This window comes from Alcaligenes pakistanensis, from assembly GCF_014652815.1.
Taxonomy (GTDB): Bacteria; Pseudomonadota; Gammaproteobacteria; order Burkholderiales; family Burkholderiaceae_B; genus Alcaligenes; species Alcaligenes pakistanensis.
In genome coordinates, this window is sequence record NZ_BMZN01000002.1 from 671793 (window position 1) to 683118 (window position 11326).

Annotated in this window: 9 protein-coding genes; 6 read left to right on the top strand and 3 right to left on the bottom strand. The window is 54.9% G+C overall.

Going from position 1 to position 11326, the window contains the following annotated elements:
- Window positions 1–88: 88 nt before the first annotated feature.
- Window positions 89–1579, bottom strand: coding sequence for a Ppx/GppA phosphatase family protein (locus tag IE156_RS08025; protein ID WP_189391997.1), 1491 nt, complete (start codon window positions 1577–1579; stop codon window positions 89–91).
- A 240-nt stretch (window positions 1580–1819) separates the two neighbouring features.
- Between IE156_RS08025 and ppk1 the strand changes: the two genes are divergently transcribed.
- The 5 genes from ppk1 (at window position 1820) to pstB (ending at window position 7881) form a co-directional block, all read left to right on the top strand.
- A complete protein-coding gene (gene ppk1 / locus IE156_RS08030) occupies window positions 1820–3892 on the top strand; it encodes a polyphosphate kinase 1 (protein WP_189391998.1) in 2073 nt (690 codons plus the stop codon).
- Between the two features lie 97 nt (window positions 3893–3989).
- Entirely contained in the window at window positions 3990–5033 is a 1044-nt protein-coding gene (gene pstS, locus IE156_RS08035; protein ID WP_189391999.1) for a phosphate ABC transporter substrate-binding protein PstS, read from the top strand.
- A gap of 220 nt (window positions 5034–5253) precedes the next feature.
- Entirely contained in the window at window positions 5254–6192 is a 939-nt protein-coding gene (gene pstC, locus IE156_RS08040) for a phosphate ABC transporter permease subunit PstC (RefSeq protein WP_189392000.1), read from the top strand.
- Between the two features lie 12 nt (window positions 6193–6204).
- Window positions 6205–7068: a phosphate ABC transporter permease PstA gene (gene pstA / locus IE156_RS08045; RefSeq protein ID WP_189392001.1), complete on the top strand. Its 864-nt coding sequence runs from the start codon at window positions 6205–6207 to the stop codon at window positions 7066–7068.
- A gap of 33 nt (window positions 7069–7101) precedes the next feature.
- On the top strand, window positions 7102–7881 hold the full coding sequence (gene pstB, locus IE156_RS08050) for a phosphate ABC transporter ATP-binding protein PstB (protein WP_189392002.1): 780 nt from the start codon (window positions 7102–7104) through the stop codon (window positions 7879–7881).
- A 366-nt stretch (window positions 7882–8247) separates the two neighbouring features.
- Here the strand turns inward: pstB and IE156_RS08055 are convergent, their stop codons facing one another.
- Both IE156_RS08055 and IE156_RS08060 read right to left on the bottom strand, forming a co-directional pair.
- Window positions 8248–9873 (bottom strand): acyl-CoA synthetase, encoded by a 1626-nt coding sequence (locus IE156_RS08055; protein WP_189392003.1) that lies wholly within the window; start codon window positions 9871–9873, stop codon window positions 8248–8250.
- A gap of 267 nt (window positions 9874–10140) precedes the next feature.
- On the bottom strand, window positions 10141–10551 hold the full coding sequence (locus IE156_RS08060) for a hypothetical protein (protein WP_189392004.1): 411 nt from the start codon (window positions 10549–10551) through the stop codon (window positions 10141–10143).
- A gap of 228 nt (window positions 10552–10779) precedes the next feature.
- On the opposite strand from IE156_RS08060, the gene IE156_RS08065 reads away from it, so the two are divergent.
- A complete protein-coding gene (locus IE156_RS08065; protein WP_189392005.1) occupies window positions 10780–11325 on the top strand; it encodes a PepSY domain-containing protein in 546 nt (181 codons plus the stop codon).
- Window position 11326 lies beyond the last annotated feature (1 nt).

An 11326-nucleotide genomic window follows, 5' to 3' on the forward strand; every position in this document is an offset into this window, starting at 1 on the left:
ACAGCCTTGGGGCTACCGTCAACGGCCTTGAGCAGAGGGCAAACAGCGGGTTTTTGCCGGTCTGCCTACCGCTGGAACTCCACTAGACTTAAACCAGCTCCAGGCTCAAGTCATTCAGTTCGGTTTGCCAAGCCTGGACTTCGGCCAACAGGGAGGCTTGCGACAGTGGGTGGCTAGTCATCCACTCATGATCCAGGTGGATCAAGACGGTTTTGCCACGCAGTTGCAGGCTCAGTGGCAAGGTTTCCCGATCTTCGCGGCGACGCATCAGCATGACTGCCAAGCGCAGGCTCAGCAAGGTCAGCCACCAGGCATTATTGGTTTCGAAGCGTTTGAGCTTACCCAGCTTGCCTTGATGCCCCAGGCTCAGGAAGCTGAGCAGGGCTTGGTCGTCGTTGGAGAAGCCGGGCATATCGGCATGCTCCAGCACGTAGGCTGTGTGCTTGTGGTAATCCGCGTGCGCAATACTCAATCCGACTTCATGCAGATCAGCAGCCCAACCTAATTGACGCTCCAGTTCCTGGGCTTCAGGCGAGTCGGGCAGTTTCAGTTGCGTGAAAAATTGCAGGGCGGCTTCGTGCACACGGTGCGCCTGACGCGTATCGACTTGATAGCGCTTGACCATCTGCTGCACGGTTTGATCGCGCTGATCATGTTCTGATTCACGGCCCAGCATATCGTAGAGCACACCCACACGCAGAGCGCCTTCACCGGGCAGCATCTGGCGGATTTTCAGTTCCTGGAAGGCGGCCATCATGATGGCCAGTCCAGCAGCCAGGACAGGCGCACGATGCGGTTTGATGCCGCTTAAGTGACGCGTATCGACCTTGCCGTCGTGTACCAGACGTTTGCGCAGTTGCTCCATGCCTTCCAGCGTGATGCCCTTTTTGGACATACCGTTTTCTTGCAGGATAGCGATCAAACCTTTGGCCGTCCCGGAGGAACCATAAGCTTCCTGCCAGCCGGTCTTGCGGTATTGGCGCGTAATGCCTTCCAGCTCGCGGCGGGCCGTCAAAATCGCATTGCTCATGCGCTCTTCGGTGATCACGCCATCGGCAAAGAACTTGTCGGTATAGCTGACACAGCCCATGTACAGGGACGACAGCAGCAAAGGCTTCAAACCTTTGCCGATAATGACTTCCGTGGAGCCGCCACCAATATCGATCATCAGGCGGCGGTTAGGGGAGGGGGGTAATTCGTTGCTGATGCCCGAGAAAATCAGGCGTGCTTCCTCGTGGCCGGAGATGACCTCGATAGGAAAGCCAAAGGCGGCCTCGGCAGCGGGCAGAACCTCGCTTAAATTGCGTGCCACCCGAAAGGTGTTGGTGGCCACAGCACGAACACGATTGGGGTGGAAACCTGCCAGACGTTCGTTAAAGCGCTTCAGGATGACAACGGCGCGTTCAATGGCATCGGGGCTGATGTACTTGTCGGGGCCCATGCCTGCGGCAAGTCGGACGGATTCATTAAGCCGGTCAATGGTGTAGATCTGGGCATGACCGTTGTGCTGAACCACTCGTCCAATGGATAAACGAAAGCTGTTGGAGCCCAGGTCCACAGCGGCTAGAAGTTGTTCCATGAGGCATCGCTCGGGATGATTACTGTGCGATTATAAGGACATTAATCATGGGTTTTGTTACATGAACCGGAAAATTAAGAAAAGTTAGACGAAAGCATCTTTGGAAAGGCGATGTGGTATTTGAACGCGTGCTGCCGGGTGGTGATTTAGACTTGAATCGGTCAGGGTCATAGAGCTGTAACATTCATGTAGTAAAAGTCTCACGATCCCATCTTCTTTGGCTTTTTTAACGACCTCACCATGCTGCCTTCTCCAGATTCAACCTTGCTAAACCGTGAGTTGTCCTTGCTCAAGTTCAATGAGCGAGTTCTGGCCATGGCCGAAAACTCGACCACGCCTTTGCTGGAGCGCTTGCGCTACATCTGCATTGTCAGTTCCAACCTGGATGAGTTTTTTGAAATTCGTATCTCCAGCCTGAAAGAACAGATTTTGCAAAACCCTCATCAAGTGGGGGATGACGGATTTTTGCCTCAGCAGGCTTTTGACAAAGTTCAGGCTGCTGCCCATCAGTTGATTGAGAAGCAAAATGACCTGTTGATGGACGAGGTCTTGCCTACCTTGATGGACGAGGGAATTGGTTTGCTGCTGACCGCGCTATGGACACCGGCGCAGCGCGAGTGGGCGTATCAGACCTTTTTGCGTGATGTCATGCCTTTGCTCACGCCTATTGGCCTGGACCCAGCGCATCCCTTTCCCCGTGTTTACAACAAAAGCCTGAATTACATTGTTGAACTCAGTGGCGAGGACGCTTTTGCTCGTACAGGCACTATTGCCATTGTGCAGGCGCCACGAGCCTTGCCACGCGTTATCCGCGTTCCTGACGATATTGCGGGCATCCCACAAGGCTATATGCTGCTGACTTCCCTGATCAGCGTCTTCGTGGGGGAATTGTTCCCCGGAATGGATGTGAAGGGCTGTTATCAGTGGCGGGTGACGCGCAACAGCGATTTGTTCGTGGACGAGGAAGAAGTCACCAATTTACGGGCGGCCTTGCAGGGCGAGCTGTCGCAACGCAACTTTGGTGCTGCTGTGCGTCTGGAGATCGATCGCTCCATGCCGGAACGCCTGGAGCGTTTCCTGCAAAGCGAGTTCTCCCTGGAGGTGCCTGATACCTATCGTGTCAGCGGCCCGGTTAATCTGACGCGCCTGATGCAGCTGTGCAATGTGCCGGACCGTCCTGATCTGCTTTTTCCGGATTACCGCGCACCGATTCCGGCACCTTTTGATTCATCTTTTGAATCTCCGGCCCAGTTCTTTGAAGCCATTGCCCGCAAAGATCAGTTGCTGCATCACCCCTACCAGTCTTTTCAGCCTGTGCTGAGCTTCTTGCGTGCAGCAGCGGCGGATCCGGCTGTTGTAGGCATCAAGCAGACCATTTACCGTACGGGCGAAGATTCGGAGTTGATGAATATCCTCCTGTCGGCAGCCCGTGCCGGTAAAGAAGTGACCGTGATTGTTGAGCTGATGGCTCGCTTTGACGAGCAGACCAATATCAATTGGGCTGCCAAGCTGGAAGAAGTAGGCGCGCACGTCAGTTACGGGGTCGTAGGGCACAAGACCCACGCGAAGATGGCTTTGGTGTTGCGCCGAGAAGGCGGCTCGATCCGCCGTTATGGGCATTTAGGCACGGGTAACTATCACCCGCGTACCGCTCGCTTGTATACCGATTTCGGCTTGCTTACCGCCAACCAGGATGTCTGCGAGGACATGGACAAGGTGTTCTCGATGCTGACCGGTCTGGGGGCCTGGCGGCCTTTGAAGAAACTGCTGCAATCTCCCTTTACCTTGCACGACAGCATGATGGACCGGATTCAGGCGGAAACGGAACGCGCCTTGGCAGGCCAGAAAGCACGCATCATGGCCAAGATGAATTCCCTGCTGGAGCCCAAGATCATTCAAGCCCTGTATGACGCCAGCCAGGCCGGCGTGAAGGTGGATCTGATTGTGCGCGGCGCCTGCGCCTTGCGGGCGGGTGTGAAAGGCTTGTCGGAAAATATCCAGGTACGTTCGATTATTGGACGATTTCTGGAACACTCGCGTGTTTTCTATTTCTACAATGGTGGCCAGGAAGAAGTCTTTATCTCCTCGGCAGACTGGATGGACCGCAACTTCTTCCGACGGGTGGAGCTGGGTGTGCCGGTGCTAGACCGCAGCCTGAGAAAACGGGTGATTGCCGAGGCCTTCACTTACGCCTTGCGTGACAATCAATTGTCCTGGAAGGCCAGTCCCGATGGTACGTACAATCGCATCCGCAGTCGTGGGGCCCCCTTTAATCTGCATTTGAGTATGATGCAGCGTCTCGGTGGTGTGTGAAAAATCAGACTGTCATTAACGTGTCACATAGCCTGTTTATTATGACTTCACATACAGGGTGGGCCTGTCTTCTGACTATCATCAAGAGGATTTCTCGATGTTAAAACGTGTATTCAACAAGGTAAGTATTGCTCTGGCGTTCAGCGCTTTTGCGGCTACTGCCACAGCTGCAGACGTAACCGGTGCCGGTGCGTCGTTCCCTTACCCAATCTATGCCAAATGGGCGGCTGAATACGCCAAACAAACCAATAACCGCGTTAACTATCAGTCGATTGGTTCGGGTGGTGGTCAGCAGCAGATTATTGCCAAGACCGTGGATTTCGGCGCATCGGATGACCCGATGAAGGTCGAGACGCTGGAAAAAGAAAATCTGTTGCAGTTCCCCGCCGTGATCGGTGGTGTGGTTCCTGTGATCAACGTGGAAGGCATCGAACCTGGTCAACTGAAACTGTCCGGCAAAGTGCTGGGCGATATCTACCTGGCCAAGATCACCAAGTGGGATGACGCAGCTATCAAGGCGCTGAACCCAGATCTGACCCTGCCTAACAAAGACATCGTTGTGGTTCACCGCTCGGACGGTTCGGGCACGACGTTTGGCTGGACCAACTACCTGTCCAAAGTCTCGCCTGACTGGAAATCCCAGGTTGGTGAAGGCAAGGCTGTGAAGTGGCCTGCTGGTCAAGGTGGCAAGGGTAATGAAGGCGTGGCGGCTTATGTGCGCCAGCTGAAGAACTCGATCGGCTACGTTGAGTACGCTTACGCCAAGCAAAACAAATTGTCCTGGACCCAGTTGCAGAACAAGGACGGCCAGTTCGTTCAGCCTGGTCAGGATAGCTTTGCCGCCGCTGCTGCCAATGCAGATTGGGCTGGTACGCCAGGCATGGGTGTCATCCTGACTGAAGAGCCCGGCGCACAGTCCTGGCCTATCACGTCGGCTACCTTCATCTTGATGCACAAGGTGCAAGATAAGCCTGAGAGCGGTAAAGAAGTGCTGGATTTCTTTAACTGGGCCTTTGAAAACGGTGCTCAGTCCGCTGCAGACCTAGATTATGTTGCCTTGCCTAAAGACGTAACGGACAAGATCAAAGCGGCTTGGGCTGCAGAGATCAAGTCCAAAGACGGCGCTGCGGTCTGGAAGTAAGATTCGTGTTCAAATACAGGTCAGTTGTAAATTGATCTAGTGAGACGGCCCACCTTTTGGTGGTGCCGTCTTTATTATGTAAAAATTACGGTTTTGTCTTGGACGCACAGCGCGTGACCTTATCCGTTTTACCCAACCTGCTCAGCCTAGGCTGTTACAGAATCCGTAAATCGGTTGCAGTGCGTTTGTCCCATTCCGGCCTGAGCCTTCATCTGTCTACATGAAATCAAATCAGAACGTCTATATGGACGGCATTTTCAAGAACATGACGCGCTCGTTTGCGTTTCTCGTGTTCATATTGCTGGCTGCCATCTCTATTTCCCTGATCTATGGAAGCCGGGAATCCATTGCCGAATATGGTTTCTCTTTTCTCTGGACGAATAACTGGGACCCGGTCAATAACGAATACGGTGCATTGGTGCCTATTGCCGGTACCTTGCTCACGTCCCTGATCGCACTCTGTATTGCGGTGCCGGTCTCTTTTGGGATTGCGATGTTCCTGACGGAACTCTCGCCTGCCTGGTTGCGTCGACCTTTGGGTACGGCCATTGAAATGCTGGCAGCCATCCCTTCCATTATTTATGGCATGTGGGGCCTGTTTGTCTTTGTGCCCCTGTTCCAGACCTATGTACAGCCCAACCTGATTTCCTTGTTCGAGGGCGTGCCCTTGCTTGGCCAGATCTTTGCCGGCCCTCCCTTCGGGATTGGTGTGTTCACCGCTGGCCTGATTCTGTCCATCATGGTGATCCCCTTTATTACCGCGGTGATGCGTGATGTGTTCGAGCTGGTACCCCCTATGCTCAAAGAATCCGCTTACGGTCTGGGCAGCACCACTTGGGAAGTGATGTGGCGTGTGGTTTTGCCTTTCACCAAAAACGGGGTGATCGGCGGCATCATGCTGGGCCTGGGGCGTGCGCTGGGTGAAACCATGGCCGTCACCTTTGTGATTGGTAACTCCTTTAACTTGCCCAATTCGCTGTTCTCGCCGTCCAACTCGATTGCGTCGGCCCTGGCCAACGAATTTAACGAGGCCGGTGGCATGCAGAAGTCTGCCTTGCTGGAGCTGGGTCTGATCCTGTTCCTGATCACCACGGTTGTGTTGGCGATCTCCAAGTTGCTCTTGTTGCGTCTGGCCAAGAACGAAGGCACGTCGCGCTAAGGATCACCTACCATGTTTGATAAAAAATCCGCAATTAGTCTGAGCAACCCGATCTACAAACGCAGGCAGGTTTTCAACCGCCTGATGCTGGGTGTGTCTTTTGCTGCTTTGATCTTTGGCCTGTTCTGGCTGTTCTGGATCATCTGGACCCTGATTGAAAAGGGTAGCAGTGCTATGGGCTGGTCCTTGCTGCTTGAAAGCACCCCCCCTCCGGGTGGCGAAGGTGGCTTGCTGAACGCCATTGTTGGCAGTGTCATGATGGCCGGTGTGGGGACCTTGATTGGGACACCTATCGGCATTCTGGCCGGCACCTATCTGGCCGAGTACGGTCAGCGTGGCTGGCTGGCCCCGGCCACTCGTTTTTTGAATGACGTGTTGCTGTCAGCGCCGTCCATCATTATTGGTCTGTTCATCTACGCTGTGTACGTGGCCCAGGTGGGGCACTATTCAGGCTGGGCCGGTGCCTTGGCACTTGCCATTCTGGTGATTCCGGTGGTGGTGCGCTCGACTGACAATATGCTGCTGCTGGTGCCCAACGGTCTGCGCGAAGCGGCTGCTGCCCTGGGTTGCCCCAAGTGGAAGATTGTAATGTCCATCTCCTACCGTGCTGCCTTGCCCGGTATCGTGACGGGCGTGCTGCTGGCGGTGGCTCGTATCGCTGGTGAGACGGCACCGCTGTTGTTTACAGCCCTGAACAACCAATTCATGTCCTTGAACATGAACGCGCCGCTGGCTAACTTGCCGGTGGTGATTTTCCAATACGCTGCCAGCCCTTTCGAGGACTGGAACCGACTGGCCTGGGCGGGTGCAGTCCTGATCACCTTGCTGGTGTTGGGTATCAATATCCTGGCCCGCAGCCTTTTCCGCCAAAAATAACATTTTCACGGAGCGCCCTTGTCGGCTATCGCTATGAGTCAAATTATTACCCCCGCCGAATCGATCAAGATTGAAATCAAAGACTTGAATTTCTACTATGGCAAGTTCCATGCGCTGCGCAACGTGAACATGTCCATCAAGGAAAAGAAAGTTACGGCCTTTATCGGACCTTCGGGTTGCGGTAAGTCCACCTTGCTGCGCACGCTGAACCGCATGTATGAGTTGTACCCAGGCCAACGTGCTGAAGGTGAGATCCTGCTGGACAATGAAAACCTGCTGACTTCCAAGCAAGACATTTCCTTGATCCGCGCCAAAGTGGGCATGGTGTTCCAGAAACCGACGCCGTTCCCCATGAGCATTTACGACAACGTGGCTTTTGGCGTGCGTTTGTTCGAGCGCCTGAGCAAAGGCGAGATGGACGAGCGTGTGGAGTGGGCCTTGTCCAAAGCGGCGCTGTGGAACGAAGTGAAGGACAAGCTGCACCAAAGCGGTAACGGCTTGTCCGGTGGTCAGCAGCAGCGTCTGTGTATTGCCCGTGGTGTGGCCATCAAGCCTGAAGTTCTGTTGCTGGACGAACCTTGTTCGGCACTGGACCCGATTTCTACGGCCAAGATTGAAGAGCTGATTGCCGAACTGAAAACGGACTACACCGTGGTTATCGTGACCCACAATATGCAGCAGGCGGCTCGTTGCTCGGACTACACCGCTTATATGTACCTGGGCGAGCTGATGGAATTTGGTGAAACCGACCAGATTTTCGTGAAACCTGCTCGCAAAGAGACAGAAGACTACATTACCGGTCGTTTCGGTTAATCAGACAGATTCAGACAAAGCCGCCTTTGGGGGCTTTGTCTGCTGTTTGATCGCAAGTGATAGTGAGTACGGGATTGCCGTTCCCGTGCAAAAAACACCCCAATCATTGGATTATCATCCAGCGATTGGGGTGTTTTTTTGTCTGTTCGGGTAGAGGATGCCTGGGTTGATGCTGGGTAAATGGATTCGCTAGCCGCAGTCTATTTGATCTGCACGGGGCAGTGCTCTAATCCTGTCCCGAGTCGCGCAAGGTCAGGGCTGTATGAACAAGAGGACCGTATCGCGGCTCAGGGAGCCTTCCATGGCACTCATTCAGCATTCGGACTGATTGCCCCGCCCCTATTAACTTTGCTCATCGCTTGAGGCTTATGGACTCAACTTGCGCAAAGCGTGGCGTATGACTTTTCCTGTGGTCGTCATGGGCAGGGCATCCACAAACTCAATCAAACGTGGGTATTCATGTGCTGCCACCCGACGTTTGATGTGATCCTGAATCTCCTGGACCAGCTCTTGGGAAGGTTCAATATCCTCTTTCAGCACAATAAAGGCTTTCACAACTTCGGTACGCTCCGGGTCCGGCACACCAATAACGGCTGCCATGGCCACCGCAGGATGCCCCATCAGCCCATCTTCAATCGGACCGGGACCAATGCGGTAGCCGGAGCTAGTGATGACATCATCATCCCGGCCGACGAACTGGATATAACCCTCCTCGTCCTGCATGCCTTTATCGCCCGTCAATAGCCAGTCACCCACGAATTTTTCATGGGTGGCGTCGGGACGTTGCCAATAGCCCAAAAACATGACCGGGTCGGGGGATTGAACGGCTATATGGCCTTCCACTCCCGGCTGCTGGATGTGGCCCTGCTCGTCCACAATTGCGACTTTGTGCCCCGGTACCGCCTTGCCGATCTTGCCTGCCTGACCGGGAAACCAAGCGGAGCAGGAGGACACGATCATATTGCACTCGGTCTGCCCGTAGAACTCGTTGATGGTGATGCCCAGCTCCAGCTTGGCCCAATCCAGTAGCTGTGCGCCCAGCGATTCGCCACCACTGGCGATGGATTGCAGTTTCAAAGGCCATTGCTCGCGTGACCATTGGCTGCGTCGCAACATCTTGAGCGCCGTAGGTGGCAAGAAAGTATGTGTGACGCCATGTTCAGACATCAGCTGCCAGGTGGCTTGAGCATCGAACTTTGGAAAGCGGTAGGCCAGCACGGGAATGCCGTGGTGCCAGGCGGGCAAGAGTACATCCAGCAAGCCGCCAATCCAGGCCCAGTCGGCAGGTGTCCACATAAGACCTTCGCCAGGGGGCAGAAAGTTGTGCGACATCTCCACGCCGGGTAGATGCCCCAGCAGCACGCGATGGGCATGTAGGGCACCTTTGGCAGAGCCGGTGGTGCCGGAGGTGTAGATTAGCAAGGCAGGGTCGTCAGCACGGGTTTTTAGTGTGGACGGAGCTGGGTTAGGGTGTGTCTGGATGGCTTGCCACAAGGACAGCGCGGGGCCCTGATTGTGAGGGCTATCACTTTGATAAAGGTGTTTGAGCTGCGGCAGCTGTTCCCGCAAAAGCAAGACAGTATCCAGACCCTGTTGGTCGGTAACGAGCGTACTGGCACCCGAGTCATTCAGGCGATAACGCAGGGCGTCTGTGCCAAACAGAGTGAATAAGGGCATGGCAATGGCACCGATCTTGTAGGTGGCCAGATGCGCCAAAGCCGTTTCCAGCCCTTGGGCCAGCAGGATGGCGATACGGTCGCCTGCCTGTATCCCCTGGGCTTGCCAGGCGGCCGCCAGGGAGTCGGACCAAGTCTTGAGTTGATCGAAGGTGTAGCGCTTGATCTGACCATCGGATTGTTGCTGGATCAGGGCCAGACGTCCGGAACCATCGGCCCACTTGTCGCAGGCGTCTTGAGCGATGTTGTAGTGCTCGGGGATGGACCAGTGAAATTCCGAGTAGCTTTGTGAGTAAACAGAATCAGCAGACAGCATGGGAGGCACTTTTTCCAAGGGTGAACTACAAGCTCCATCCTAACGCCTTGAGCCGGACGCCCCTATCCGGGCTAGTCAGTAGACAAGAAAAACGGCGCCAGGGGGAGCGCCGTTTTTCGTCCTGCTTCACTACAACTGCTTTTGCTACAACTACAAAGTACAACTACCGACTGCTAAAACAACTGCGGTTGCAGCTTCAACGACTAACTACTGTTGCGAACAGTGACTGCTTAGGGAAAGTGATTCTGACACGCTCAGAATCAGGGCTTACTTGGCTTCTTTCGTGGCGGCATCACGGTGTTGCTGGTGTCCGGCACGGTCGCCACGACGGTGCTGACCATCGGCTTTGCGTTCCACCACAGTGAAGGCGCCGTTTTCACCTTCGGAGCGGACGCGGACGACTTTGCCTTCTTTATCAACGACCACGGCCATGATGTGGTCGCCACGTTGGTGCAGGCTGCCGACCTTGGTGTAACCGGCGTCTTTCAGGCGCTGGTAGGCGGGGCCGATATCTTTGACTTCGTCAGCCGTCAGGGGTTTGTGGTCGCGAGCCTGACGAGTCTGTGTTTGGGCGGTTTGCGTTTGGGCTGCGGTCGTGGCTTCCTGAGCAATGGCAGCGGTGCCACCCAACAGACCTGCGCTCAACACCAAGGCGGAGAAAAGGGAAGTGCGTTTCATATGTGTAGCTCCTTCAAGTAATCGGAAAGTAGTGCTGTCAGATTCCTGGGTAGCTTCCTTTTGAGTGGGGAAGGTTTGTTTGTCCTGCCAGCCTGGTGCCCATTATGCGTAAGCGGCTCTGAATCTAAACTGAAGTCGCTGTTCATGTTATGTTCATCCGCAGCTTGCTATATAAGGGGGGCGTGATCTTTTGATCCCCTTTTTTTTGTGTTGCGCGTACCGGTTCCCATGACGTCCTTAAAACGATCTGCGCTGCTTGTGTGTCTGGCGGTGGTCTTGACCGCCCGAATTCCCCTGGCAGTGGCCCATTCGCATGATTACGATGACCCCGCCTGTGAATCACAGCAGCGGGGCGATTCGTATGGGGCTGCAGAAGAGATTCCTGACTGGTCTGGACATGAGTATTGGCGCGATGAGAGGCAGGGTGAAGATTGTGAACGTAGGCCGGCCCCGCCACCGCCCCCCCGAGATCGTTTTGGGCCCAGCCCTGGTTGGCCTCCAGGCCCAGCCTATCGGGGCCATGATCAGGCTCGCGAGGCTGTGCGCCGTGGCGAGGCCTTGCCCTTGAGGGAAGTCATGCGACGCGTTCGCGAGGATTATCCGGGCCGGGTGCTGCGCGTGCAGTTTGAATATGATGATCACTTTGAGCTTTGGGTGTACGACATCCGTATGCTGTTTGACGACAATCGTCTCCTGCGCCTGAAAGTAGATGCCTTGAGTGCCAAAGTGCTGCTTGTGCGTGGTGTCAAACGCCCGCACCCCAAAGGACATTGAT

Excerpts from the sequence above, each read along its gene's own strand:
- IE156_RS08060 (WP_189392004.1), bottom strand. The coding sequence starts at position 10,551 with ATGAAACGCACTTCCCTTTTCTCCGCCTTGGTGTTGAGCGCAGGTCTG.
- IE156_RS08055 (WP_189392003.1), bottom strand. The coding sequence starts at position 9,873 with ATGCTGTCTGCTGATTCTGTTTACTCACAAAGCTACTCGGAATTTCAC.
- IE156_RS08025 (WP_189391997.1), bottom strand. The coding sequence starts at position 1,579 with ATGGAACAACTTCTAGCCGCTGTGGACCTGGGCTCCAACAGCTTTCGT.
- ppk1 (WP_189391998.1), top strand. The coding sequence starts at position 1,820 with ATGCTGCCTTCTCCAGATTCAACCTTGCTAAACCGTGAGTTGTCCTTG.
- pstA (WP_189392001.1), top strand. The coding sequence starts at position 6,205 with ATGTTTGATAAAAAATCCGCAATTAGTCTGAGCAACCCGATCTACAAA.
- IE156_RS08065 (WP_189392005.1), top strand. The coding sequence starts at position 10,780 with ATGACGTCCTTAAAACGATCTGCGCTGCTTGTGTGTCTGGCGGTGGTC.
- pstC (WP_189392000.1), top strand. The coding sequence starts at position 5,254 with ATGAAATCAAATCAGAACGTCTATATGGACGGCATTTTCAAGAACATG.
- pstB (WP_189392002.1), top strand. The coding sequence starts at position 7,102 with ATGAGTCAAATTATTACCCCCGCCGAATCGATCAAGATTGAAATCAAA.
- pstS (WP_189391999.1), top strand. The coding sequence starts at position 3,990 with ATGTTAAAACGTGTATTCAACAAGGTAAGTATTGCTCTGGCGTTCAGC.